Source organism: Stenotrophomonas sp. 116085_Sma (assembly GCF_056479585.1).
The window spans coordinates 313,529-339,312 of sequence record NZ_CM151057.1 but is presented as its reverse complement, the minus strand read 5'-3'; the positions used below and the strand labels follow the sequence as shown (position 1 = coordinate 339,312).

20 protein-coding genes are annotated in these 25,784 nt (G+C 66.7%); 7 read left to right on the top strand and 13 right to left on the bottom strand.

The annotated features are described in order from the left end of the window. Positions 1–24: 24 nt before the first annotated feature. Positions 25–426 carry an acyl-CoA thioesterase gene (locus ACZK0Z_RS01485; protein ID WP_004153688.1) on the bottom strand — a complete coding sequence of 134 codons (402 nt, stop codon included), beginning with the start codon at positions 424–426 and terminating at the stop codon, positions 25–27. 154 nt (positions 427–580) lie between these two features. Here ACZK0Z_RS01485 and ACZK0Z_RS01480 point away from each other — a divergent pair, with 154 nt between their 5' ends. Continuing rightward, complete coding sequence (locus tag ACZK0Z_RS01480; protein ID WP_197632577.1) at positions 581–1,216, top strand: LysE family transporter; 636 nt, start codon at positions 581–583, stop codon at positions 1,214–1,216. 132 nt (positions 1,217–1,348) lie between these two features. Here the strand turns inward: ACZK0Z_RS01480 and ACZK0Z_RS01475 are convergent, their stop codons facing one another. Then, positions 1,349–2,368 carry a ribonucleotide-diphosphate reductase subunit beta gene (locus ACZK0Z_RS01475; RefSeq protein ID WP_049429771.1) on the bottom strand — a complete coding sequence of 340 codons (1,020 nt, stop codon included), beginning with the start codon at positions 2,366–2,368 and terminating at the stop codon, positions 1,349–1,351. A gap of 130 nt (positions 2,369–2,498) precedes the next feature. Continuing rightward, positions 2,499–4,901, bottom strand: a complete 2,403-nt coding sequence (locus ACZK0Z_RS01470) for a ribonucleoside-diphosphate reductase subunit alpha (protein ID WP_049409985.1) — start codon at positions 4,899–4,901, stop codon at positions 2,499–2,501. Between the two features lie 530 nt (positions 4,902–5,431). On the opposite strand from ACZK0Z_RS01470, the gene ACZK0Z_RS01465 reads away from it, so the two are divergent. Next, positions 5,432–6,268, top strand: coding sequence for a DUF2884 family protein (locus ACZK0Z_RS01465; RefSeq protein WP_049435479.1), 837 nt, complete (start codon positions 5,432–5,434; stop codon positions 6,266–6,268). A gap of 102 nt (positions 6,269–6,370) precedes the next feature. Here the strand turns inward: ACZK0Z_RS01465 and zapE are convergent, their stop codons facing one another. Both zapE and ACZK0Z_RS01455 read right to left on the bottom strand, forming a co-directional pair. Continuing rightward, positions 6,371–7,471, bottom strand: a complete 1,101-nt coding sequence (gene zapE / locus ACZK0Z_RS01460; RefSeq protein WP_029380119.1) for a cell division protein ZapE — start codon at positions 7,469–7,471, stop codon at positions 6,371–6,373. Then, positions 7,468–8,139, bottom strand: coding sequence for an alpha/beta hydrolase (locus tag ACZK0Z_RS01455; protein WP_049429775.1), 672 nt, complete (start codon positions 8,137–8,139; stop codon positions 7,468–7,470). The genes zapE and ACZK0Z_RS01455 overlap by 4 nt, the downstream gene beginning before the upstream one ends. 43 nt (positions 8,140–8,182) lie before the next feature. On the opposite strand from ACZK0Z_RS01455, the gene ACZK0Z_RS01450 reads away from it, so the two are divergent. Beyond that, the gene (locus ACZK0Z_RS01450) at positions 8,183–9,040 is read left to right on the top strand and encodes an EamA family transporter (protein WP_197633637.1); all 858 of its coding nucleotides are present in this window, start codon (positions 8,183–8,185) and stop codon (positions 9,038–9,040) included. A gap of 61 nt (positions 9,041–9,101) precedes the next feature. Here ACZK0Z_RS01450 and ACZK0Z_RS01445 read toward each other — a convergent pair whose 3' ends face one another. From ACZK0Z_RS01445 to ACZK0Z_RS01435, 3 genes are all read right to left on the bottom strand, one after another. Further along, positions 9,102–10,547, bottom strand: a complete 1,446-nt coding sequence (locus ACZK0Z_RS01445) for an ExeM/NucH family extracellular endonuclease (protein WP_329860885.1) — start codon at positions 10,545–10,547, stop codon at positions 9,102–9,104. 311 nt (positions 10,548–10,858) lie between these two features. Beyond that, positions 10,859–11,377, bottom strand: a complete 519-nt coding sequence (locus ACZK0Z_RS01440) for a c-type cytochrome (protein WP_005407662.1) — start codon at positions 11,375–11,377, stop codon at positions 10,859–10,861. Positions 11,378–11,588: 211 nt separating this feature from the next. Beyond that, positions 11,589–12,206 (bottom strand): TetR/AcrR family transcriptional regulator, encoded by a 618-nt coding sequence (locus ACZK0Z_RS01435; protein ID WP_106548774.1) that lies wholly within the window; start codon positions 12,204–12,206, stop codon positions 11,589–11,591. A 161-nt stretch (positions 12,207–12,367) separates the two neighbouring features. Between ACZK0Z_RS01435 and ACZK0Z_RS01430 the strand changes: the two genes are divergently transcribed. Genes ACZK0Z_RS01430 through ACZK0Z_RS01420 form a run of 3 tightly spaced genes read left to right on the top strand, consistent with a single transcriptional unit; the run spans position 12,368 to position 17,176 of the window. Continuing rightward, positions 12,368–13,531, top strand: a complete 1,164-nt coding sequence (locus ACZK0Z_RS01430) for an isovaleryl-CoA dehydrogenase (RefSeq protein ID WP_478449383.1) — start codon at positions 12,368–12,370, stop codon at positions 13,529–13,531. A gap of 10 nt (positions 13,532–13,541) precedes the next feature. Further along, complete coding sequence (locus tag ACZK0Z_RS01425; RefSeq protein WP_049429780.1) at positions 13,542–15,152, top strand: carboxyl transferase domain-containing protein; 1,611 nt, start codon at positions 13,542–13,544, stop codon at positions 15,150–15,152. An 8-nt stretch (positions 15,153–15,160) separates the two neighbouring features. Then, positions 15,161–17,176 (top strand): acetyl-CoA carboxylase biotin carboxylase subunit, encoded by a 2,016-nt coding sequence (locus ACZK0Z_RS01420; RefSeq protein ID WP_404830273.1) that lies wholly within the window; start codon positions 15,161–15,163, stop codon positions 17,174–17,176. A 21-nt stretch (positions 17,177–17,197) separates the two neighbouring features. Here the strand turns inward: ACZK0Z_RS01420 and ACZK0Z_RS01415 are convergent, their stop codons facing one another. After that, positions 17,198–18,373 carry a putative peptide maturation dehydrogenase gene (locus tag ACZK0Z_RS01415; protein WP_049429782.1) on the bottom strand — a complete coding sequence of 392 codons (1,176 nt, stop codon included), beginning with the start codon at positions 18,371–18,373 and terminating at the stop codon, positions 17,198–17,200. A 142-nt stretch (positions 18,374–18,515) separates the two neighbouring features. On the opposite strand from ACZK0Z_RS01415, the gene ACZK0Z_RS01410 reads away from it, so the two are divergent. Beyond that, on the top strand, positions 18,516–18,821 hold the full coding sequence (locus tag ACZK0Z_RS01410) for an NHLP-related RiPP peptide (protein ID WP_197633635.1): 306 nt from the start codon (positions 18,516–18,518) through the stop codon (positions 18,819–18,821). Here the strand turns inward: ACZK0Z_RS01410 and ACZK0Z_RS01405 are convergent. The 4 genes from ACZK0Z_RS01405 to aceB all read right to left on the bottom strand — a co-directional run bounded on the left by ACZK0Z_RS01405 (position 18,794) and on the right by aceB (position 25,747). Next, a complete protein-coding gene (locus tag ACZK0Z_RS01405; protein ID WP_197633634.1) occupies positions 18,794–21,331 on the bottom strand; it encodes a putative peptide modification system cyclase in 2,538 nt (845 codons plus the stop codon). The two genes, ACZK0Z_RS01410 and ACZK0Z_RS01405, sit on opposite strands and share 28 nt — an antisense overlap. 17 nt (positions 21,332–21,348) lie before the next feature. Next, on the bottom strand, positions 21,349–22,389 hold the full coding sequence (locus ACZK0Z_RS01400) for a GGDEF domain-containing protein (RefSeq protein ID WP_049429785.1): 1,041 nt from the start codon (positions 22,387–22,389) through the stop codon (positions 21,349–21,351). A 369-nt stretch (positions 22,390–22,758) separates the two neighbouring features. Further along, the gene (gene aceA, locus ACZK0Z_RS01395) at positions 22,759–24,060 is read right to left on the bottom strand and encodes an isocitrate lyase (RefSeq protein WP_004153647.1); all 1,302 of its coding nucleotides are present in this window, start codon (positions 24,058–24,060) and stop codon (positions 22,759–22,761) included. Positions 24,061–24,124: 64 nt separating this feature from the next. Beyond that, entirely contained in the window at positions 24,125–25,747 is a 1,623-nt protein-coding gene (gene aceB / locus ACZK0Z_RS01390; protein WP_197633633.1) for a malate synthase A, read from the bottom strand. Between the last annotated feature and the right edge of the window lie 37 nt (positions 25,748–25,784).

Below are 25,784 nucleotides of genomic sequence, written 5' to 3'. Positions count from 1 at the left end.
GCAAGCGCTGGTCAGTTGGCCGGGTCAGGCCGCCGGCAGGGGCGGCACCGCGATCGGGTGGCCTTCCTCGTCCAGCGCGATCATCACGAAGTGGCCGCGGGTACACAGCTTGCGCTCGCCGCTGTGCAGGTCCTCGGCGACCAGCTCCACCTCCACCTTCATCGAGCTGCGGCCGACTTCGACGATGCGGCCGATGGTCTCGACCATCTGGCCGATGCGGATCGGCAGCTTGAAGTCGACCTGGTCGCTGCGCGCGGTCACCACGGTGCGGCGTGAGTAGCGGGCGGCGGCCAGGAAGGCGGCCTTGTCCATCCACGCCAGCGCCTGGCCACCGAACAGGGTGCCGAGGTGGTTGGTGTGGTTGGGGAAGACGATTTCGGCCATGCGCACTTCGGTGGGCGGCACGGTCTCGGGAATCGGGGTCATGGGAGCGGCTTCGGTGTGTGGGGTCCCGTGATTTTATGCGACCGGCGTGACGGCCATCGGAACGAATGTGCAATGGCCACCTGGCAGTGGTGCCTGCGCAGGCCGCGTCCATGGCAGGCGCTACACTGCGCCACGACCACCGCCAGGACCACCCATGCCCGCCACTTCCGACCTTCTGGCCTTTGCACTGGTCTCGCTGGCCATGGTGATCACGCCCGGGCCGAACATGATCTACGTCATCTCGCGCTCGATCTGCCAGGGGCCGATGGCGGGACTGATCTCGCTGGGCGGGGTGGCGCTGGGCTTCGTGTTCTACATGCTGTGCGCGGCGCTGGGCATCACCGCCCTGCTGATGACGGTACCGTTCGCCTACGACGCGCTGCGCATCGGCGGCGCGCTGTACCTGCTGTACCTGGCCTGGCAGGCGCTCAAGCCGGGTGGCCGTTCGCCGTTCGCGGTGCGCGACCTGCCGCAGGACAGCCCGCGCAAGCTGTTCACGATGGGCTTTCTGACCAATCTGCTGAACCCGAAGGTGGCCGTGATGTACCTGTCGCTGCTGCCGCAGTTCCTGCACCCGGACGGCGAAGGCAGCGTGCTGATGCAGTCGATCGTGCTGGGCTCCACCCAGATCCTGGTCAGCGTCAGCGTGAACGGTATGATCGCGCTGACTGCAGGCAGCATCGCCGGCTTCCTGGCTGCGCGCCCGACCTGGCAGGCGGTGCAGCGCTGGCTGATGGGCGCGGTACTGGCCGGGCTGGCGGTGCGCATGGCGGTGGAAGGGCGGCGGTAGCCGCCCTTTGTAGAGTGGGGCCATGCTCCACTGCTGTTCGCGAAGATCAATCGAGCATGACTCGACTCTACAGAAACGAAGAACCCCGGCATTGGCCGGGGTTCTTCGTTGCGGCAGGCCTGACCGGTTCGATCAGAAGTTCATGTCGAAGGCCACTTCGCCCTGCACGCCCACCTGGTAGGCCGAGACGCGGCGTTCGAAGAAGTTGGTCAGTTCCTGCACGTCCTGCAGCTCCATGAACGGCAGCGGGTTGCGCACGTTGTACTTCTTTTCCATGCCCAGCTTGGCGAAGTGCTGGTCGGCGCAGTGCTGCAGGTACTGGCGCATGTCGCGGGTCGAGATGCCGGCCACGCCGCCGGACAGCACGTCCTCGGCGAACTGCACTTCGCATTCGATGGCTTCGGCCAGCATGTCGTAGACCTGCTGCTTCATTTCATCGTCGAACAGGTCCGGCTCTTCCTCACGCACCACGCGCACCGACTCGAACGCGAACTCCATGTGCGCGCTCTCGTCGCGGAACACCCAGTTGGTGCCCGAGGCCAGGCCCGGCAGCAGGCCGCGCGAACGGAAGTAGTACACGTAGGCGAACGCAGCGAAGAAGAACAGGCCTTCGATGCAGGCAGCGAAGCAGATCTGGTTGAGCAGGAACTGGCGGCGCTGTTCGCGGGTCTCGATGCGGGTCAGGCTCTGGATCGAGTCGATCCACTTGAAGCAGAAATCGGCCTTCTTCTTGATCGAGTCGATGTTCTCCACCGCCGAGAACGCCTTGGCGCGCTCTTCCGGATCCGGCAGGTAGTTGTCGAGCAGGGTGAGGTAGAACTGCACGTGCAGCGCTTCTTCATACAGCTGGCGCGACAGGTACATGCGCGCTTCCGGCGCATTGAGGTGCTGGTACAGGTTCAGCACCAGGTTGTTGGACACGATCGAGTCGCCGGTGGCGAAGAACGCGACCAGGCGGTGGATCAGGTGGCGCTCACCCGGCGACATCTTGCTGTGCAGGTCGGTGATGTCGATCTGGAAGTTGATCTCTTCCACCGTCCAGGTGTTCTTGATCGCGTTCCGGTACATGTCATAGAACTGCGGGTAGCGCATCGGGCGCAGGGTCAGTTCAAAACCGGGATCGAGCAGCATCTGCTTGGGCTTGTCGGCCATGGGTGTTTCCTTGTCTTCTCGGGTCAAAACGCCGGGCATGGCCCGGCGCTACCTGGGTGTTTCCGTGCGGCAGCCGAGCATGGCTCGGCTCTACAGGTGCGAGGTGCCGGCAAGGCCGGCACGCCGCGTCTTACTGGCAGGCCTCGCAGGCTTCCGGGTTTTCCAGCGAGCAGGCGATGGCTTCGTCCGGGCTGAACACCTTGGCCGGGGCCGCGCTGCTCACCGTGGTCTTGGCGATCTTGGTGGCCGGGCGCGAACGCAGGTAGTAGGTGGTCTTGATGCCCTGCTTCCAGGCGTACATGTACATGGAGGACATCGCGCCGATGTTCGGGCTTTCCATGAACAGGTTGAGCGAGGCCGACTGGTCGATGAAGGCGCCACGCTCGGCGGCCATGTCGATCAGCGAACGCATCGGCAGTTCCCACGCGGTGCGGTAGACCTCGCGCAGCGTTTCCGGAATCTGCGCCACGCCGGCGATGGAACCTTCGGCCAGCTTGATGGCATCGCGCATGTCGGCGGTCCACAGGCCCAGCTTCTTCAGTTCGTTCACCAGGTAGCGGTTGACCTGCAGGAAGTCACCGGACAGGGTCTCGCGCTTGAACAGGTTGGACACCTGCGGTTCGACGCACTCGTAGCAACCGGCGATCGAGGCAATAGTTGCGGTCGGGGCGATCGCGATCATCAGCGAGTTGCGCAGGCCGTGTTCCTTGATGCGCTCACGCAGGGCATCCCAGCGTGCGGTGTCTTCCGGCACCACGTTCCAGGCGTCGAACTGCAGTTCGCCGCTGGCGGCACGGGTGTCGTTGAACGACGGGTGCTTGCCGCGTTCCTGGGCCAGCTCGCAGGAGGTTTCCAGCGCGTGGAAGTAGATCGCTTCGGCAATCTTCTTCGACAGGGCGCGGGCTTCGGCGCTGTCGAACGGCAGGCGCTTGCGGAAGAACACGTCCTGCAGGCCCATGCAGCCCAGGCCGACCGGACGCCAGCGCAGATTGGCGCGGCGGGCGGTTTCGATCGGGTAGAAGTTCAGGTCGATGACGCGGTCGAGCTGGCGCACGGCCAGGCGCACGGTCTCGGCCAGCTTCTCGAAGTCGAACTCGTTGTGCTCGTCGAAGTGGTTGCCCAGGTTGATCGAACCCAGGTTGCACACCGCGGTTTCATCGTTGGAAGTGACTTCCAGGATTTCGGTGCACAGGTTGGACAGGTGGATCACGTTGCCCGGACGCAGGGTCTGGTTGCTGGCGCGGTTGCACTTGTCCTTGAAGGTCATCCAGCCGTTGCCGGTCTCGGCCAGCGTACGCATCATGCGGGCGTACAGCTTGCGCGCGGAGATGGTGCGATTGGCCTTGCCCTGGGCTTCGGCCTGCAGGTAGGCCTGCTCGAAGGCTTCGCCGAACAGGTCGGTGAACTCCGGCACGACGCGCGGATCGAACAGCGACCATTCCTGGTCGGCTTCGACGCGCTTCATGAACAGGTCCGGCACCCAGTTGGCCAGGTTCAGGTTGTGCGCACGGCGGGCTTCGTCACCGGTGTTGTCACGCAGCTCGAGGAAGTCCTCGATGTCGGCGTGCCAGGTTTCCAGGTACACGCAGGCCGCGCCCTTGCGCTTGCCGCCCTGGTTCACCGCGGCCACGGACGAATCCATGGTCTTCAGCCACGGCACGATGCCGTTGGAGTGGCCGTTGGTCGACTTGATGAGCGAACCCCGCGAACGCACGCGGGTGTAGCTGACGCCGATGCCGCCGGAGAACTTCGACAGCTGGGCGATGTCGCCGTACTTGGAATAGATCGACTCCAGCGAGTCCTGCGGCGAGTCCAGCAGGAAGCACGAGGACAGCTGCTCGTGGGTGGTGCCGGAGTTGAACAGGGTCGGGCTGGACGGCAGGTAGTCCAGGTTGCCCATGCGCTTGTACAGCGCCAGGGTCTCGGACACGTCCTCGCTCAGCGCGCTGGCGATGCGCAGGAAGAACTGCTGCGGGGTCTCGATCACCTTGCGGGTGTGCGGGTGGCGCAGCAGGTAACGGTCGTACAGGGTACGCAGGCCGAAGTAATCGAAGTTCAGGTCCAGCGAGATGTCGATGGCATCGTTGAGCTTGCGTGCGTTGGTCTGCACGAAGTTCAGCAGGCGGTCGTTGATCAGGCCGACTTCATGGCCACGGCTGACCGACTGCGAGAAGGCGTAGATTTCCTGGCCCGAGACTTCCTTGGCGATGTAGTTGGCCAGCAGGCGCGCAGCAAGGCGGCCGTATTCGGGCTCTTCACCGATCAGCAGGGCGGCGGTGCGGATGGACAGTTCGTCCAGCTCGCGGGTGGTGGCGCCGTTGTACAGGCCGGAAATGGTGCGGGTGGCCACGCGCATCGGATCGACGGCGTGCAGGCCTTCGGAGGAACGCTGCACCGCGCGCACGATCTTGTTCAGGTCCACCAGTTCGGTCGTGCCATTGCGCTTGGTCACACTCATCGCGTTGGCCGTCGGCGGCGACGTCAACAGGAATTCGCTTTCCTTCTCGATGGTGGCGCTGGATTCGGTGGTCACGGCGTGTGTCCTCTTGGCGTGATTGGTGGGTGCTCGATGCATCGGGTGACGCAGCCCGGGACATGACAGCCCAGGATGGCAGGACGGCGTCGCAGGGGATGAGACCCTGCGCCTGCCACTGCCGTTGGCGATCGCGGATGGGTACCCCTGGCAACCCCTGGAATTGGGGTTGCTGCGACCGACGGCCACAAGATAGTGGGGGTAGTGGGGTCCGTCAACGCCAAATGTAGTGAAATTCGGCAATCCCTTGCGCCGCAAGGATCGTGCCATCGGCGCCCGGATCAGACGCTTCAGACCTGCCGGAACGGGCTGCGCAGTCAAGCCCGAAAGGCGTCATTGCGGTGGTACAACGCACCGCGAAAACGGAACAATGACAGCTTCACATGACAGTGATGAAACTGGCTAGGGACAACCCTGTGGATAGGTGGTGGGCAGCCGGTGGGAATGCGGTGGACGGGTGACTTCCGGCCGGTGACGCGCTCGGGCGGGCAGCGGATGCTGGCCACTCGCTCCCGGAAAAGGATGCTCCGATGCACTTGTGGTTGCCCGCGCTGGCCCTGCTGCCTGCCCTGTTCATTGCCCCGGCGCTGGCCGCCGAGGGGCCGGACCTGCGTTCGGACCAGTGCGGCATCCATACCGACTATGACGTGCTGGTGGACAGCGGCGGCATCTGGCTGCGGCATGGCCCGCAGGCGCCGCATGAAGTGGTGTTCCACGATGGCGAGCTGAGCCTGGACGGCACCATGGTGCCGGTCAGCGCCGCCGACGCCGCCCGCCTGCGGCAGATGGAGGCCGGTGCCCGCCAGTTGATGCCGGCGGCCACCGCACTGGCCCACGAAGTCTCCGGGGTCACCTTCGATGCGCTGGACGCTGCCTTCGAGGCCATCACCGGCAAGTCCCGCAACCGCCAGATGCGCGCGATGCGCGGCGAGATGCAGGACTGGATCGACGCCAGCCTCGGCCGCGGCTACTGGGAGCAGGACGCGTTCGGCGATGGCTTCGACGCGCACATCGAGCAGATGGCCGAGACGATGGCCACGTCGATGACCCGCAGCGTGCTGTGGCAGGTGTTCACCGGCCGCGCCGGGGCCATGGAGCGCCGCGCCGACCGGCTCGATGCCGAGGTCGACCGCCGCATGGAAGCGCGCAGCCAGCAGCTGGAAGCCAAGGCAATGGCCCTGTGCCCGCTGGTGCGGTCACTGGCAGAGGCCCACGATGCGCTGGAAGTGCGCTACCAGGGACAGCCACTGCGGCTGCTGGAACGCGGTGAGAGCGTGCGGGTGGAGCACGGCAGCGGTTCGGGGCTGCATGTGTCGGCCGGACCGGATGAGCGGCCGCGTGACGACTCCTTGGCGCCCTCCCGATAACCACGCGGCGCTGTTGTAGAGCCGAGCCCACGCTCGGCTGCTTTTCGGCACATCATGCAAAAGCAGCCGAGCGTGGGCTCGGCTCTACAAACAGCACTACCCTCACGCCCGGTGCGGGGTACCCAGGTATTCAGCGCTCTGCATTTCGATCAGGCGCGAGGCGGTGCGCTCGAATGCACCCTGCAGGCGCTGGCCGGTATACAGCTCGATCGGCGAGGTGCTGGCGGTGCATACCAGGTTGACGTGGCGGTCGTACAGCTCGTCGATCAGGTTGACGAAGCGGCGCGCGGCGTCTTCGTTCAGGCGATCGAATGCCGGAATGCCGCCCAGCAGCACGGTGTTGAACTCGTGCGCGATCTCGATGTAGTCCGAGGGCCCGCGCGGGCCCTCGCACAGGGCGGCGAAGTCGAACCAGGCAATGCTCTTGCCACGGCCGCGGACCGGAATCTTGCGGCCCTCGATCTCGATGTTGCCAGCCTTGGCCGGTTGGCCGCCACTCAGTTCGTTCCAGCGCGTGGCCAGCCATTCATCGCTGTCGGCGGCCAGCGGTGCTCGGTACACCGGCGAGCGGGTCAGCGCGCGCATGCGGTAATCCTCGGTACCTTCGGCGTACAGCTCCACGCAGAAGCGCTGCAGCAGGCCGATCGCCGGCAGGAAGCTCTCGCGCTGCAGGCCATTGAGGTACAGGTTCTCCACCGCCGTGTTGGAAGTGGTGACCAGGGTCACGCCCTCGGCGAACAGGCGTTCCAGCAACCGCGCCAGCAGCATGGCATCGCCGATGTCGGTGACGAAGAACTCGTCCAGCACCAGCACGCGCAGGTTGCTGCGCCATTCCTGGGCGATCTTCGCCAGCGGGTCGCTCTGCCCCTGGTGCTCGCGCAGGCGCTCATGGACGCTGCGCATGAAGCGGTGGAAGTGGGTGCGGTACTTCTGCTTGATCGGCAGGCCGTCGTAGAACAGGTCGACCAGGAAGGTCTTGCCGCGGCCGACGCCACCCCAGAAGTACAGCCCCTTTACCGGCTCGGGCTTCTTCCAGAACGAGGACAGGCGGTCCAGCCAGCCGTCCTCGGCACTGTCCAGCAGGCCCAGGTGGATGCGGTCCAGCTCGGCCAGCGCCGCATGCTGGGCCGGGTCGTTCTGCCAGTCGCCACGGGCGACCCCTTCCGCGTACCGCTGCGACGGGGTCAACTCGGTTGCACTCATGCCGCCGCGCCCAGCCAATGCTTCACGCCGTGGGTCAGCGCGCCACGCAGGTCGATCAGCTTGCGGTGGAAGAAGTGGCTGGTCTCGGGCATGCGCACCAGCTCATGCGGGAAATCCAGCGTGTCCAGCCACTGATAGACCGCCTGCGGGTCGACGATCTCGTCCTGCTCGCCCTGGATCACCAGCCAGCGCGCCGGCGGTGCGATGCCATCGAAATCCCAGCGGCCGGCCGGCGGCGCGATCGAGATCAGCGCTTCGGGCTGCAGCGCGGCAGCGGCCTTCAGCGAAACGAACGAACCGAAACTGAAACCGGCCAGCCACAGGCGGTCGTCGGGGCGCTGGCTCTGCACCCAGGCAGCCACGGCCTTCAGGTCATCCTGCTCGCCCACGCCGTGGTCGAACTCACCGGCCGAACCACCGACGCTGCGGAAGTTGAAGCGCACCGTGGCGATGCCCAGCTCGCGCAGGGTGGTGGCGGTCATGGTGACCACCTTGTTGTGCAGGGTGCCGCCTTCGGTGGACAAAGGGTGGCAGATGATGGCCACGATCGGCTGCACCGGCACATCGGCCTTGGGCAGGTCGACGACCACTTCCAGCGGGCCGGCCGGGCCGTCCAGTTCGAGGCAGGCGGTTTCGCCGGGGGCAACGGGGAACAAGGGCTTGTGCATGGCACCATGATACCGTCCCCCGCCCCTGCCCTGTGCCCGCCCCATGCTCTACCTGTCTTTGGCCGTGATCTGCAGCGTGCTGGTTTCGGTGTTGTTGAAGGTGGCTGGACGCCGCCAGCTGGATGTCGCGCAGATGGTCACCTGGAACTATCTGGTGGCCGCGACAATGACGGCGGTGGTGCTGCAGCCGCCGCTGGACGCACTGCGCGCGCCGCATGCCCCGTGGCTGTCATTGCTGGCGCTGGCGGTGGTGCTGCCCTCGATCTTCCTGGTGCTGGGCCGTGCGGTGGCGGTGGCCGGCATCGTCCGCAGCGATGTGGCGCAGCGGCTGTCGCTGCTGCTGTCATTGGCCGCCGCGTTCCTGTTCTTCGGCCAGAGCGCCACGCCGTGGAAGCTGGCCGGCCTGGCGCTGGGCCTGGTCGCCATGGTTGCGATCAGCCTGCGCCCGCGTGGGCCGGCCCTGGCGGCCTCACCCGGCGGTTGGGGGTGGTTGCTGGGCGTGTGGGGCGGGTTCGCGGTGGTGGACGTGCTGCTCAAGCAGGTGGCGCTGTCGGGCACACCGTCGATGGCGGCGGTGCTGGCCAGCTTCAGCGTGGCCTTCGTGCTGATGCTGGCGCTGCAGTTGTCGCGGCATTTCAGCGGCCGCAGCCGGCTGGCCTGGCGCAACCTCGGTGCCGGCGCGCTGCTGGGCCTGCTCAATGGCGGCAACATTCTCTTCTATGTGCATGCGCACCAGGCGATGCCGCAAAGCCCGGCTACCGTGTTCGCCGGCATGAACATCGGCGTGGTGGTGCTGGGTGCGCTGGTGGGCGTGTTCGCCTTCGGCGAGGCGACCACGAAGTGGAACCGCGCCGGCCTGGCACTGGCGGTGCTGGCGATCGGGTTGATCGCCTGGGGGTGAGCATGTGCATCGGGGTCGGAGCCCATTCCGTTGGAATGGGCTCCGACCCCTGCGTTGGGCGTTATTTATCGAAACCCAGCAGCAGCGGGTCGTGGTCGGAGCTGCGCCACGGCCCCTGCACATTGCGGCCCTGGTAGCCGCTGGCGTCCTGCTCGTCGGCGTTGCTGTGCCATTCGGCGGCGCCGCGCAGGCGCTTGGCCATGCCCGGGCTCAGCAGTGCATGGTCGAGGCGGCCGGTGTAGCCGTTGTAGACGTAGCTGTAGGGATGCTCGACCTTGGCCACCTTGAACGCGTCCTGCCAGCCCAGGTCATGCAGGGTGCGGATCGGGTCTTCCATCGCATAGGCGTTGAAATCACCCAGCAGCACGGCGTCCTTGGCGCCGGTGCCGGTTGGATCCGTCTGCAGCCAGGCGTGCAGCTGCTGCGCGGAGGTCACGCGGGTCGCATTCCAGCAGCCCTGGTTGTCATTGTGGTCGGCGTCTGCACCGGCGGCCTCGCGACAGCCCTTCGACTTGAAGTGGTTGGCCACCACCACGAACGGCGCGCCCTGCTTGCCCTGGAAGGCCTGCGCCAGCGGCACGCGGCTGTGCTCGACGAACGGGCCACCGGTCAGCGTGGCCGGCTTTCCCTGCGGCTGCAGGCGGTTGCTGCGGTAGATGATGCCGACCCGGATCGGATTGTCGCCGGGGCCGTTGCCGGCATCGACGAAGCGCCAGTCACCCTGCGCGCCGCGGTCCCGGTTGAGCGCATCGACCAGTTCGGCGATGGCCGACTGCGGGCCGTAGCCATCGTTTTCCAGTTCCATCAGCGCGGCGACGTCGGCACCCAGCGCGTTGACCGTGGTGACCAGCTTGGCCACCTGCGCCTTGTGTTCATCCAGTGTGCGCGCACCGCGCAGGGTCGGGAAGCCACCGCCCTGGCCGTCGCCGTTGAAGAAGTTCTCCAGGTTGAAGGCCGCCACGTGCAGGCTGCCCGGCACCGTCGGCACCGCCGGGCGCTTCAGCTCCGGCAGCTTCAGCACACCTTCGACCTGCAAGCGCGGGTGCCCCTGCGCGTCCACGTGCACGACACCTTCCACGTTGCGCAGCTGCATGCCGGCGCGCAGCACCGGGTTGCCCGGCAGGTACGGCACGCTGGCCGGGTCGCGGGCATCACTGCCATCGTCCAGCACCAGGCGGCGGCGCAGGTTGTCGGCCATCACCTGCTCGTAGCCGGCAGTACCCGGCGCGGCCACTTCGGTGGGCTGCCAGAGGCGGCCATCGAAGGCGACAGTGAGCTGGCCGAAGCGCTCCAGGCCATCGGTGCCGGCCAGGGTGAGCGGCGCGGCGATGCGCACACGCTGGCCGTCCAGCGCGCGCCAGTCAGCCGGCGCGGCGGTCAGCACCACGGTCGCGCTGCTGCGCGCGGCAGCGGGCGTCGTAACCGGTGCGGCCTGCGGCTGGGCCTGGGCGAAGGCGCTGGCCGGCAGCAGCAGGGACAGGGCAAGGGCGAGGGAACGGCGGCGCATCGACGGGCGATTCCAGGGAAGAGGGCGCACAGACTAACCCTGAAATGCGAAACCCCGCTTGCGGGCGGGGGAATATGGGCGATCAGGCCTCGGTGGGCAAAGCCGGTGCGGTGACCGGCGTGACCGGCGTGACCGGCGGTAGAGTCGACTGTTAGTCGACTGTCGCGCGCAGCGCGGGCTTTCCGGCAGCGTTGGGAAGAGCAGTCGACTAACAGTCGACTCTACCGGCGGTTAGGCGATTCGGTCGTTCGGCGGTTCGGCGGTTCAGCAGTTCGGCCATCCAGCGGTTTGGCCGTTCCGCCGTTCGGAGGCTATTTCAGGTTGCCCAGCATCCAGTCCACGGTGGCGTGGATCTGCTCCTCGGTCAGCGCCGGGTTGCCGCCCTTGGGGGGCATGATGCCGCCATCCGGGCCGGTATAGCCCTCGATGGCGTGCTTGTAGAGCGTGTCCTTGCCCTGCGCGATGCGCTTGTCCCAGTGCGAGTGGTCCAGCGTTGGCGCCATGCCCACGCCCGTGGTGTGGCAGGCAGTGCACAGGTTGTCGAAGATGACCTTGCCGTCCTTGGTGCCGCCATAGGCCACCTGCGACGCCGCCTTGGCCAGTGCTGCCGCCTTGGCTGCAGCCTGCGCGGCGGCGCCAGTGCTGCCGGCGTACACCGCGCCGGTGGGCGAAATGCGCTGTTCAGTGCGTTTGGCCGCGGTCGGCGACACCTCGGGCGGAATCCGGGTGTGGATATAGGCGGCAAGGAGGATGAGGCCGAGGGTGATGGTCGCCAGCAGCGCGATCACCATGGAGAAGCGTTTCAGGAACTCCAGATCGTAATTCCGCACTCTTCGTTACCCCTGGCTGATAGTCGTTGGACCACGGCTGAGCGACTGCGTGATGGGCCGAGTATAGAACGCACTTTGCGTGCGACAACAGGCGTCACTGCTGATGCGGCGCAACATGCCGGGGGGCTGGGGTCAGATCCCTTTTGCCACGCAGAAGGGATCTGACCCCGGCAACGCAAGCGCGGCAACAGCCGCCGGGCATGGCCCGGCGCTACCGTTTTGCGGGGGCGCCGATCGCGCGCAGGCAGAAGCTGCAGATCGCATCCACCAGCGCGCCTTCGTCGCGGTGCGCTTCGCGGCTGGGCGCGGTCGGGCCGACCATCGCTTCGGTGAAGGCACCGACCAGGCACGCGGCCGTGGCGTGCGCGTCCTGCGCCGGCAGTTCACCGGCGGCCACGCCCTCTTCCACCAGGCGCAGGAAGACATCCCCAAAGGCACGACGGCCGCGCATGCGTTCGGCTTCCACGTCCGGGTCGACCGGCTCGACGATGAAGGCATGGGCCAGCCCCGGCCCCGCCAGGGCGCGGCGGACGAAGGCGGTGATCGCCAGCCGCAGCCGCTCGCTGGCCGCCTCCGGACCACTGGCAATGCGCTCCATGATCGCCACTTCATGGGCCACGGCGGCGTTGAGCACCTCCACGAACAGTTCGGCCTTGGACGGGAAGTGGCGGTAGATCAGGCCGGTGGACACCCCGGCCTGGGTCGCTACGGCGGTCACCGGGGCGTTGCGCCAGCCACCGGTGGCGACCAGCTCGCGGGTGGCCAGCAGGATCCTTTCACGGGCCCCGGCCAGGCGTTCTTCCATCAATGCAGAGCGTTTATAGGCCATGTTCTGATTCTAGTTTCAATTTTTGAATTCGTATTCACTTCTTACCCGAACCCCGCTACGCTGGGGTCCAATCGCCCGTGCGGGCAGCGGTCCTGCAGACCGCCGCCCGCTCCCCCGCCGGGTGCGTCCATTTCCTGCCATCCCGCCGTGGAGCCACCACAATGCACGTGCCATCCCTGAACTTCGACCTTGGCGAAGACATCGACCTGCTGAACCAGAGCGTGGCCCATTTTGCCGCCGCCGAGGTCGCACCGCTGGCCGCCGAGGCCGATGCCACCAATCAGTTCCCGCTGGCCCTGTGGCCGAAGCTGGGCGAACAGGGCCTGCTCGGCCTCACCGTGGAAGAAGAATACGGCGGCACCGGCATGGGCTACCTGGCCCACGTGGTGGCGATGGAAGAGATCTCGCGTGCTTCCGGCGGCATCGGCCTGTCCTACGGCGCGCACTCCAACCTGTGCGTGAACCAGCTGCGCAAGAATGGCAACGAGGAACAGAAACAGCGCTTCCTGCCGGGCCTGTGCAACGGCAGCCTGGTCGGCGCGCTGGCGATGAGCGAGCCGGGTGCCGGTTCGGACGTGGTGTCGATGAAACTGCGCGCCGACAAGCGTGGTGACCGCTACGTGCTCAACGGCAACAAGATGTGGATCACCAACGGCCCGGATGCCGACGTGCTGGTGGTCTATGCCAAGACCGACATGGACGCCGGCGCCAAGGGCATCACCGCCTTCCTGGTCGAAAAGGGCATGAAGGGCTTCTCCACCGCGCAGAAGCTGGACAAGCTGGGCATGCGTTCCTCGCCCACCTGCGAGCTGGTGTTCCAGGACTGCGAAGTGCCGAAAGAAAACGTACTGGGCCAGGTCGGTGGCGGCGTGCGCGTGCTGATGTCCGGCCTGGACTACGAGCGGGTGGTGCTGTCCGGTGGCCCGCTGGGCCTGATGGCGGCGGCCATGGACGTGGTGATGCCCTACGTGCACGAGCGTCACCAGTTCGGTGAGGCGATCGGCAGCTTCCAGCTGATCCAGGCCAAGATCGCCGACATGTACGTGGGCCTGGGCGCCTGCCGTGCTTATGTCTATGCCGTGGCACGCGCCTGCGACCAGGGCCGCACCACCCGCCAGGACGCCGCCGGTGCCATCCTGTACGCCGCCGAGAAGGCGACCTGGCTGACCGGCCAGGCGATCCAGATCCTGGGCGGCAACGGCTACATCAACGAATACCCGACCGGCCGTTTGTGGCGCGACGCCAAGCTGTATGAAATCGGCGCCGGCACGTCGGAGATCCGCCGCATGCTGATCGGCCGCGAACTGTTCCAGCGCACCCTGTAAGGCCACCGCGATGACCGTCCTGAACAGCCAGCTGCAACCGGGCAGCGATACGTTTGAAGCCAACCGCACGGCCATGCAGGCCGTGGTCGACGACCTGCACGCCACGCTTGCCCGCACCGCACTGGGCGGCAACGAAGCGGCACGCGCCAAGCACACCGCACGCGGCAAGCTGCTGGTGCGTGACCGCATCGACGCCCTGCTCGACCCAGGCAGCGCCTTCCTCGAAATCGCGCCGCTGGCCGCGCATGGCATGTATGAAGACGCCGTGCCCGCTGCGGGCGTGGTGGCCGGCATCGGCCGGGTGAGCGGCGTGGAGTGCGTGATCGTGGCCAATGACGCCACGGTCAAGGGCGGCACCTATTACCCGATGACGGTGAAGAAGCACCTGCGCGCGCAGGAGATCGCCGAGCAGAACCACCTGCCCTGCATCTACCTGGTCGATTCCGGTGGCGCCTTCCTGCCGCTGCAGGACGAGGTGTTCCCCGACCGCGACCACTTCGGCCGCATCTTCTACAACCAGGCCAACCTGTCGGCGCAGGGCATTCCGCAGATCGCCTGCGTGATGGGCAGCTGCACCGCCGGCGGCGCCTACGTGCCGGCCATGAGCGATGAAACGGTGATCGTGCGCGAACAGGGCACGATCTTCCTCGGCGGCCCGCCGCTGGTGAAGGCGGCCACCGGCGAAGTGGTGACCGCCGAGGAACTGGGCGGCGCCGACGTGCATACGCGCATTTCCGGCGTGGCCGACCACATGGCCGACAACGACCTGCAGGCACTGGCACGCGTTCGCGCGATCATCGCCCAGTTGAACTGGCGCAAGCCGGAACCGGCGATGGCGGTACAGCCTTCCGAAGAACCGCTGCTGCCGGCGCACGACCTGTACGGGGTGATCCCGGCCGACACGCGCAAGCCCTACGACGTGCGCGAAGTGATCGCGCGCCTGGTCGATGGCTCGCGTTTTGATGAGTTCAAGCCGCGCTACGGCGCCACGCTGGTCACCGGCTTCGCCCATCTGAACGGCTACCCGATCGGCATCATCGCCAACAACGGCATCCTGTTCTCCGAGTCGGCACTGAAGGGCGCGCACTTCATCGAGCTGTGCACCCAGCGCAACATCCCGCTGGTGTTCCTGCAGAACATCACCGGCTTCATGGTCGGCCGCAAGTACGAACAGGGCGGCATCGCCAAGGACGGTGCCAAGCTGGTGATGGCGGTGGCCTGCGCCAGGGTGCCCAAGTTCACCGTGGTGATCGGCGGTTCGTTCGGTGCCGGCAACTACGGCATGTGCGGCCGCGCGTACTCGCCGAACTTCCTGTGGATGTGGCCGAACGCGCGCATCGGCGTGATGGGTGGCGAGCAGGCGGCCAGCGTGCTGGCCACGGTCAAGCGCGATGGCATCGAAGCCAAGGGCGGGCAGTGGCCGGCAGCGGAGGAAGACGCGTTCAAGGCGCCGATCCGCGACCAGTTCGAACAGCAGGGCCACCCGTATTACGCCAGCGCGCGCCTGTGGGACGACGGCGTGATCGATCCGGCCGACACCCGCCGCGTACTGGCCCTGGCGCTGTCGGCCAGCCTCAACGCCGCTCCACAGCAGACGCGCTTCGGCGTGTTCCGCATGTAACCCATGCCATGACCGAGCACGCTCCCATGAAGCCCGTTGCCATGTTCACCAAAGTCCTGATCGCCAACCGCGGCGAGATCGCCTGCCGCGTCATCGCCACCTGCCGCCGCCTCGGCATCGCCACCGTGGCGGTGTATTCCGATGCCGACCGCACTGCGCGTCACGTCCGGCTGGCCGACGAAGCCATCCACATCGGCCCGGCCGCCGCGCGCGAGAGTTACCTGCGCGGCGATGCCCTGCTCGACGCCGCACGCGCGACCGGCGCGCAGGCCATCCACCCCGGCTACGGCTTCCTCTCCGAGAATGCCGACTTCGCCGACGCCTGCGCCGCCGCCGGCATCACCTTCATCGGCCCACCGGCCAGCGCCATCCGCGCGATGGGTGACAAGAGCGCGGCCAAGGCACTGATGGCCCAGGCCGGCGTACCGCTCACCCCGGGCTACCACGGCGACCAGCAGGCGCCGGACTTCCTGCGCGCACAGGCCGACGCCATCGGTTACCCGGTACTGATCAAGGCCAGCGCCGGCGGCGGCGGCAAGGGCATGCGCAAGGTCGAGCGCAGCGAGGACTTCGTCGATGCGCTGGCCAGCTGCCAGCGCGAGGCGGCCTCGGCGTTCGGCAACGACCATGTGCTGGTCGAGAAGTACGTCGAGCGTCCGCGCCACATCGAGATCCAGGTGTTCGGCGATTCCCACGGTGATGCGGTGTACCTGTTCGAGCGCGACTGCTCGGTGCAGCGCCGCCACCAGAAGGTGCTGGAAGAAGCGCCGGCGCCGGGCATGAGCGCCGAGCGTCGTGCGGCGATGGGCAAGGCCGCGGTCGATGCCGCGCGCGCGGTGGGCTATGAGGGCGCGGGCACCGTGGAGTTCATCGCCGGCCCGGACGGCGATTTCTACTTCATGGAAATGAACACCCGCCTGCAGGTCGAGCACCCGGTCACCGAGTACATCACCGGCACCGACCTGGTGGAGTGGCAGCTGCGGGTGGCTTCGGGCCAGCCGCTGCCGCTGCGCCAGGAACAGCTGGCCATCCACGGCCACGCAATTGAAGCGCGGCTGTACGCCGAGGATGCCGATCGTGGCTTCCTTCCCTCCACCGGCACCCTGCGTCGCCTGCGCCTGCCGACGCCGTCGGCCAACGTGCGCGTGGATACCGGCGTGGAGGAAGGCGACAGCATCACCCCGTACTACGACCCGATGATCGCCAAGCTGATCGTCTGGGACGTGGACCGCGTTGCCGCGCTGCGCCGCATGAGCCAGGCACTGGCCGACTGCCAGGTGGTGGGCGTGACCACCAATGCCGGCTTCCTGCGCCGGCTGGTAAACACCGATTCGTTCACCCACGCCAAGCTGGATACCGCGCTGATCGAACGCGAACAGACGGCGTTGAGCGTAGTCGGCGACAGCGAACATGCACTGTGGCTGCTGGCAGCGGTGGCCGCCGTGACCAGCACCGCAGGAGCCATCACCGATGCCCGCGACCCGCATTCGCCATGGCAGGCACAGGACGGCTGGCGCCTCGGCGCATCCACCCCGCGCGTGCTGCCGCTGCAGCAGGGCGAGCGCCGGCACACGCTGAGGGTGTGGCCGCGGGCTGATGGCTGGCGCGTGCAGTGCGACGACGCAGCACCGGTGCAGGTGATCGGCACGGCCGATGCACAGCATCTGACCGTGCAGCTGGGCGAGCGCCGTTGGTCACTGCAGCTGCTGCGCGAAGGCGACCAGCTGTACCTGTTCGGCGCCGACGGCCAGCACCGCTTCACCCTGCATGATCCGGTGGGCGAATCGGACCACGCCGTGGCCGATGCCGGCAGCCTGCTGGCGCCGATGCCGGGCAAGATCGTCGCCACGCTGGTCGCGGCCGGCACCGAGGTCAAGCGCGGCACCCCGCTGGTGGTACTGGAAGCGATGAAGATGGAGCACACCCTGCAGGCACCGGCCGACGGAACGGTGAAGGGCTACCGCGCCAAGGCAGGCGACCAGGTGGGTGATGGCGCAGTGCTGGTGGACTTCGAAGCGGCGTGATGTGGCAGAGGCCGCGCGGGGTCAGCCCGCGCGGTCTTCAAGGTTCCAGATCACGCCTGCCGGGTCCAGCTCGCTGGTCGTCATCCGTGATGCACGCCATCCGAAACCGCAGACCGCGAGCACCCCCTCATTGATCGTGTCCAGGCCCAAGGCTCGTTCGATCGGCTTTTCGTTGATCGCCGCAGTAATGAATGCTCCCAGGCCGGCATCCGTGGCCGCCAGATACAGCGTCTGCGATAGATGTCCCGCCTCCATCGCGACAACCCGATAGCTTTTCCCATGCTGGCGATACTTCCAGTACGTCCTGTTGAAACGCGGGGCCAGGATCACCAGCACATGCGCATCCGCAAACCAGTGCTGCTGCCCGACCATGGACATCACGAAGTCGCCATCGATGGCCACGGGGCAATCAATCGGCAGCAGTCCGTGGCCCTGCGCTCGATAGAGATACATGCCGGCAGCAAGTCCTTCGACATTACGCACCAGCACGTAGGCTTCGACAGGATGCAGTCCGCCGCCTGAGGGTACGTTCTTCTTCAGGAACACCAGATCATCGCCTTCTCGCTGGCAGCTGCTGCTGCCGAATGCCCGCTGCAGCATCTGGCTCAGCAGGGGCAGTGGCAGTGATCGGGTGACATCGAAGTTCCGGCAGGTGACGCGCCGCGCCAGCAGTGCGTCGAAATCGTTGGACTGCTGAGGCGGCAGTGGTACCAATCCTGCTTCGGCAGCGGCAGCGGCAGCGTGCGGTGGGGGCGCTCCCAACGTCCTGCGCATCTGCGAGGCTGTTTCGATCTGTGATTCACGCATGTTGCGAACGGCGTCAACATCCTCCCAGCGTGAGAAGGCATGCATGACCGCAGCCAGAGGGTGCCAGTGCGTTGCACGCAGCCGCTCATCACGAGCGGCAACATCGTCATCCTGTCCGCGGGTCAACACCAGGCGACTGGCAATCAGCAGGTCCATCGCAGGTGAACAGGCTTTCTCTGCCTCAAGCGTGGTCCATGCACTTGGGCTCAGGCTTCCCAGCAGCGCCTGTGCCGTGGCGTCCAGCACCACCGGCGCATCCAGGTGAGGGGCGAGTGCCTCCCAGGCAAGCGTGCGCACCAGGCCATCACCACCGCGCAGCAGGCCTTCAAGCTCAAACCGGATCTGCTCGGTGGGCTGTACCACTACGATCGCGCAGCGCCTGACATCCATCGGATCAGCCTTCCTTCATCGTGAATCCACGTTATCGAACCGCGGCCCGATTCCTTTACATCTTCCGCTCCACCCTCTCAAGAACCGGTTTGCCAGGCCGACATCACCACTGCCCCTCGACACTCCATGGATGCAGGACACAATGCCCACGTTGACGCTCTCGCTGCCGGTTGCCAGGACGCTGGTTCAGCGCCTCGCCACCGATGACACCTTCCGCCAGCTCTTCGCCACCGACACGGCCGCCGCGATACTGCTGGCTGGACACGTTCCATCCAACCCGGCTGACCTTCAGCAGTTCGTCCAGGATTGCTGCAAGAACATCTGCCTGGCGGAGAAGGACGTCATCGCACAGGCCGAAGACCAGATCGTCGCCATTCTGACCAGTGGTACCGGCTACTCCGTGCCGATGCTTGAGGACGGTTACGGCTCGCCGCGCACGCTGCGCTGAGGCATCGAGGCCATGGTGTCGGCAGCCTCGATTGCCGGCGCCGCCATGAGCCTGCGCACATCCACTACGTTAAGTGCCTGCAGGCAGAAGCTGCATTGCGCTTCTGCATAGGCAAATCCGGGGCGATCACGCAGCCAACGCGTCTGCTCATGGGCAACATCCTTCAAGCCCGCCTCCAGCGCCAGGTCACGCACTGCCAGCCGCACCTGCAGGCGTGGCTGCTTCTTCAGCAGCGGTACGAGCAGGTCCAGCCCGGCCTGGGGCCGACCCTCATGCTGCATCATCCGCCCGGCCAACAGGGTGACGTACTGGCGCAACACGCTGCTGTCAGGAAGATCCTGAAGCGCGTTCATCCGGGCCTGGACCGCCTTGGCCGGTGCGGCATCGCCCAGTCTCAGTGCCAGCAAGGCTGCCGCGTGTGCTGCAACCAGGCGATCCACTACCTCCACCGCGGGTTCGCCGCTCAGCTCTTCGAATGGCGCGGTCGCGGACGCGCGCGCCACCATCAAGGCTTTCGACTTTCTGCCGGCCATCAGGTAGGCGACGGCCAGGGGCATGTCGAAGTTGTACCGATCCATGCCCTGGCGCCGTGCGGCAAGCATCCTCCCCTGTTCGGCGAGCTTGATGGCGCCCTCGACATCGCCTTGGTCAAGCGCAATCGTGGTAGCGAAATTACCAGCATGGAAGTTGTTCGGATCGATCCGTCCAAGCAGCGCATTGGCCTTCTCGAACTCGGCACGCGCTGCCGCCACCGTCGCCTGGCGCATCAATGCACCCTCCCAGCCATTGCTGGCGGCACGGCTGAACGCGATGTCAGCGTCTGCGTAGCGCTCGCTGGCCAGCAAGGCGCGGCCGTACTGGTCCTGTGCAATCTCAGGCAATTCGACCCTGCTATGTGCAACACGCCTGGAAAGCGCCAGGGCCTCGGCAAGGCGGTTCTCGTGGAAAAGATTCAGACCGGCGTTGTAGCTTGCAGGCATGTAATCCGGATACAGCTCTGCCATGCGCGCCCAGCCATCGGTGGCACGATCCGGATCACCGATCTGCAGCGCCCAGTTCTGCACATACAGGCGCTCGCGTGGCGTAAGGTGCCCTGATCGACGGTCGGCCTCTTCCAGCAGACGCTTGGCATCGTGGTAGTTCATCATGGCGAAGCGACAGCGGGCTTGGCCCAGCCATGCCAGGGCGAACTCAGGATCGACCTGGATCGCCTGCTCGAAGAACGCCATCGCGCCGTTGAAATCTCCGCGGCTGTAGCGCTTCTGGCCCAAGGCAAACGCACGCAGCGCATCCATGCTGCCCGTGGTCACCTCGGGCAGGGATTGGCTGTCGCGCTGGATCAATGCGGGCTCTTCGCCCAGGCGATCGCGCAGCTGGCGCGAAACATCGTCCACCGCCGCCAGTACCGCACCCGCCTTCGCATCGGCGGATACCACGGCCAGGGTGCGCAGCGTCGACGGCTCGACCACCTCCACGCTGAAGCGGGTGCGGCCGCCGATATCGGTAGCCGATGGCACGAACACCAGGCGGGCGCCGGTGCGCACCGCCACAGCGGCGGCATCGCCGCGTTCGCGGAGGCCACCATCCAGCGGTTTCCGCATCATCTCAAGGGTACGGCCAACGCGGTCGTCACTGACGACATTGACGTAGCGGGACTGCTCGAGACTGATCCGGAACGCCTGGTCCAGGGCGTCATCAAGCAAGCGGTTGCCGGTGAGGTTGTGCAGCCCGCCAAGCACCACCCAATCGCGTTCAGCGAATGCGATGGCCGGCTGTGGCCGGGTCAGCAACCAGACGCCAAGCACCGCGGCCAGCAGTACGGCGGCCTGCGCCGCCATCGCCAGTGGACGGCGCCACAACGGAAGATCACGCCGGGCCTTGGCCGTGTGCCGCAGCCGCCCCGGCGTGGGCATGCCCGCCGCCTGCACGCCGTAGACTTCAGCAGGCTGGCTCACACCCTTGAAGCGCCAGCGCCCGAACGATCGCCATTGCAGGCCTTCAGCCATCGCGCCCAGCGACCCACTGGAGCGACGCATGATGGATTCGGCCACCGCCGAAAGCAGGATCTGGCCCGGCCGTGCCAACTGCATCAGGCGCGCCGCCGTCGGCTTGGCCAGGCCTTCGACTTCAATCGCCTTGGCGCCAGCCCGCACTGCCTCGGCGCTGTTCTCCCACGTGAGCACATCGCCAACATGCAGACCGGCCCGCGCCTGCAGATGGATCTCGTGTCTCTGCCCCAGCGGCTGCAGCCCACGCTGGTAATCCAATGCGAAGCCAAGCGCGTCGATCGGGCGCTCGAACAGCATGAACAACCCGTCGGAGCGATCGATCAGCTGGCCGTTCCAGCGCTGCTGCAGCGCCAGCACCAGCCGGTCGTGTTCCTGGAACAGTTCGGCGGCAGCGACGTCGCCGATGCGTTCGACCAGCAGCAGCGAGTCACACAGGTCGGTGAACAGCAGGGCGCGCAGTTGCTGGTTGTGCGGCGCCGACGTTCCGTTGTCGCCATTCATCGCCTCTGTCTCCCGATCTAGGGTGAGTCCACTGCGTCTGCCCAACGCAGGCAGTTGCCACCATCACGCTTGGCCTGGTACAGCGCACGGTCCGCGCTGGCGTACCACTCGCTCCAGCCCGCCTCCGGTGCCAGCAGGCTGGCGCCGATGCTGACCAGGCTGACGTGCGGCGTGCCGTGGCTGCGTTCCAGCAGACCGTGTACCGCGCTGAGGATGAACTCGGCCGCGTGCTGCACGATCTCGTGGTTGCCACGACGCAGGATCAGGCAGAACTCGTCACCGCCGAGGCGGCAGGCAAGGTCCTGCTCGCCGGCCATCGAGCGCAGGATGTTGCCCATGCTCTGCAGCACGCGATCGCCGGCCTGGTGGCCATGGCGGTCGTTGATCTGCTTGAAGCGGTCGCAGTCGATCAGCAGCAGCGCCTGCGGCAGCCCACTGCCATCGGCGCGGCATTCCTGCAGGTACAGGGTGAGGCCACGGCGGTTGTGCAGCCCGGTCAGTTCATCGGTACGCACCAGCTCGCGGGTGTGGGTCAGCTGGTGGGTGGTGATGTACAGGTTGTCCAGCGCGGTTTCCAGGTCATGGTTGCGCCGGCGCAGCTGGCTGATCAGGGCCTGTTCGTTGGTCAACACGCGCATGATCGTGCGGCGCAGGAAGTAGGCGACCAGGCCCGGATCGGATTCGACCAGGCGATGGAAGTCGGCGGGCCCCAGCTCAAGCACCTCGCAGTCCACCAGGGCGCGCGCACTGGCGCTGCGCGGGTGGTCACCCACCAGCAGCCCCAGTTCACCGAAGAACTCGTGCTGGCCAAGCGTCTTGATCACCAGGTCCTCGCCGAAGTCCAGTTCGATCTGGCCTTCCAGGATCACATACATGCGCTCGCCACGATGCCCGCGCTGGAACAGCCACTGTCCGGCATGAAGCTTGCATGGACGGGCAAATCTGGCGAACAATGCGACTTCGGCATCGGACAGCAGCGCATGCACGATCTCGGCCATCGCCACCCGGGCGATACCTGACGTCACATCACTGTTCTCGGCCGCACCCCTGCCGGTCATTCCCTGCACCCGCCGCCAGCGTCCCCTGGTGAGCCGCGGAGCATAGCACCGCTTTAAAATGTGCGCCCTATCTCATTTTGAGCCTTGTGGTCCACTTTCCCGATGTGAAGGCGCGCGGTGGCCGTTCTGCCCGCCACGGTCGAGGGAAAAGTCGTTCCGGATCAATCTGATGGCCACCTTCACAGGGTTTCGGCCAAGTTGCCGGTCTGTGGGGTGCGCCGAATTGACGCTGCCTGCGTTCATCGCGTTTCCATCGATACAACAACGCCGGCAGGTCCCCCGACCGGCCGGCGTTGTCTGGCCCTTCCCTGGCCACCCTGATCGTATTTCGAGGCTTCGGTAGCGCCGGCCGCTGGCCGGCACTACCGATCAGGCGGCGCGCTCGCTACGCCCGCCGTGGAACTGCTCTTCTTCGGTCGAACCGGTCAACGCGGTGGTCGAGGACTGGCCCTGCTGGATCGCCTGGGTCACGGCATCGAAGTAGCCGGTGCCGACCTCGCGCTGGTGCTTGACCGCGGTGAAGCCACGCTCGGCCGCTTCGAACTCGGCCTCCTGCAATTCCACAAAGGCGCTCATCTGGCGGCGTGCATAGCCGTGGGCCAGGTTGAACATGCCGTAGTTCAGCGCGTGGAAGCCGGCCAGGGTGATGAACTGGAACTTGTAGCCGTAGCTGCCCAGCTCGCGCTGGAACTTCGCGATCGTTGCGTCGTCCAGGTTCTTCTTCCAGTTGAAGCTGGGCGAGCAGTTGTAGGCCAGCAGCTTGCCCGGGAACTTCGCATGGATCGCCTCGGCGAACTTGCGCGCGAATTCCAGGTCCGGCTTGCCGGTCTCGCACCACACCAGGTCGGCATAGGGCGCGTAGGCCAGGCCGCGGCTGATCGCCTGGTCCAGGCCATTACGCGTCTTGTAGAAGCCTTCCACGGTGCGTTCACCGGTGGCGAACGGCTTGTCGTTGCCGTCGATGTCGCTGGTCAGCAGGTCGGCCGCCTCGGCATCGGTGCGCGCCACCAGCAGGGTCGGCACGCCCAGCACGTCGGCGGCCAGGCGCGCGGCGTTGAGCTTCTCGATCGCCTCGCGGGTCGGCACCAGCACCTTGCCGCCCATGTGGCCGCACTTCTTCACCGAGGCCAGCTGATCCTCGAAATGCACGCCGGCGGCGCCGGCCTCGATCATCGCCTTCATCAGCTCGAACGCGTTGAGCACGCCGCCGAAACCGGCCTCGGCATCGGCCACGATCGGCTGCAGGAAGTCGATGTCATCCTTGCCTTCGGCGTGGTGCAGCTGGTCGGCGCGCAGCAGGGTGTTGTTGATGCGCTTGACCACCGCCGGCACCGAATCGGCCGGGTACAGCGACTGGTCCGGATACATCTGGCCGGCCAGGTTGGCGTCGGCCGCCACCTGCCAACCGGACAGGTAAATCGCCTTCAGCCCGGCCTTGACCTGCTGCATGGCCTGGTTGCCGGTCAGCGCACCCAACGCGTTGACGAACTCGCGCTCATGCAGCGACGCCCACAGCTTCTCCGCGCCCAGGCGGGCCAGCGAATGCTCGATGTGCACGGTGCCGCGCAGGCGCACCACGTCGGCGGCGCTGTAGTTGCGCTGGATGCCTTCCCAGCGCGGGTTGGTGTCCCAGTCGTGCTGGATCTGTTCGGCAGTGGGCAGCTTGCTCATGTCTTTCTCCAGTTCGGTTCGTGCGTGCAGCGGGGAGGGAAACGGCGGGATTGCGGGCGGTCGGTCAGTCGATGCGCGCGTAGGCCGGCAGGGTCAGGAAATCGGTCAGTTCGTTGCTGCGGCTCAGTTCGGCCAGCAGCGCGATGGCTTCGCCGATGCGTGCGCCACCGGGCAGCGCGCCGGCGTCGCCCAGCCGCGCCGGCAGCTGTGCCAGCGTGGCGTCGAGCAGGGCCAGGTCGATCGCGGTGCCATCGTCCAGCTGCTGGCCCGGCGTGTGCAGCCACTGCCACAGCTGGCTGCGGCTGATCTCGGCGGTGGCCGCGTCCTCCATCAAGTGGTGGATCGGCACGCAGCCGTTGCCATCCAGCCACGCCGCCAGGTAGCGCACGCAGACTTCCACGTTGCCTTCGAAGCCGGCGCGGGTGATGGTGCCCGGCGGCCTTGCGATCAGCTCATCGCGACCGACGCGCACGTCCTGGCGCAGCACGCTGTGCTGGTTCGGGCCGGGCATGTGTTCGTCGAAGATTGCCATCGCCACCGGGATCAGCGCCGGGTGCGCGACCCAGGTGCCGTCGTGGCCGGCTGTGACCTCGCGCAGCTTGTCGGCGCGCACGCGGGCCATCGCCTGCTCATTGGCGGCGGCATCGTTGTTGATCGGGATCTGCGCGGCCATGCCACCCATCGCATGCGCACCGCGGCGATGGCAGGTCTGGATCAGCAGCTCCGAATAGGCCTTCAGGAACGGCTGGGTCATGGTCACCTGGCCGCGCTCGGGCAGCACGCGGTCGGCGTGGTGGCGGAAGGTCTTCAGGTAGGAGAAGATGTAATCCCAGCGCCCGCAGTTCAGGCCGACGATGCGGTCACGCAGCGCGTGCAGGATCTCGTCCATCTCGAACACCGCCGGCAGCGTTTCGATCAGCACGGTCACCTTGATCTGACCGTGCGGCAGGCCGAGCATGCCTTCGATGTGCGACAGCGCGGTCTCCCACAGTGCAGCCTCTTCCATGCTCTGCAGCTTGGGCAGGTAGAAGTACGGGCCGCGGTCCTTGCCCTGCAGGGTGCGGGCGTTGTGGAAGGCGAAGACGGCCGCGTCGAACAGGCCACCGGCCAGCGGCTGGCCGTCGATGGCTACGTGCTTTTCGTCCAGGTGCCAGCCACGTGGGCGCACGATCAGCACCGCCTGCTCGTCGTAGGGGCGCAGGCGGTAGTGCTTGCCATTGGGTGCGGTGTATTCCAGATCACCGCGCACCGCCGCCGCCAGCGACTGCTGCCCGGCCAGCAGGTTGCGCCAGGTCGGCGAGGTCGAATCCTCGAAGTCGGCCATGAACACCTTGGCGCCCGAGTTCAGCGCGTTGATGACCATCTTCGGGTCGGTCGGGCCGGTGATCTCGACGCGGCGGTCCTGCAGCGCGGCCGGCAGCGGCGCAACGGTCCAGTCGCCGCTGCGGATGGCGGCAGTGTCTTCGCGGAAATCCGGCAGGCCGCCCTGGTCGAAGAACGCCTGGCGCTCGCGGCGGGCCAGCAGCCGTGCCTGCCGGCCCGGTTCCACCGCACGGTGCAGCGACACCAGCAGGGCCAGCAGCGGCGCCGGCAGCATGGTGTCCTGGCCGGCCACGCGGGTCGCCAGGGCGATGCCGGGGGTAGCCTTGCTGGCAGGGGTGGGAACAGCGGAAGCGACGGCGGACATGAGGCGACTCCAGCGGTGGGGGAACGTCTCCACGGTG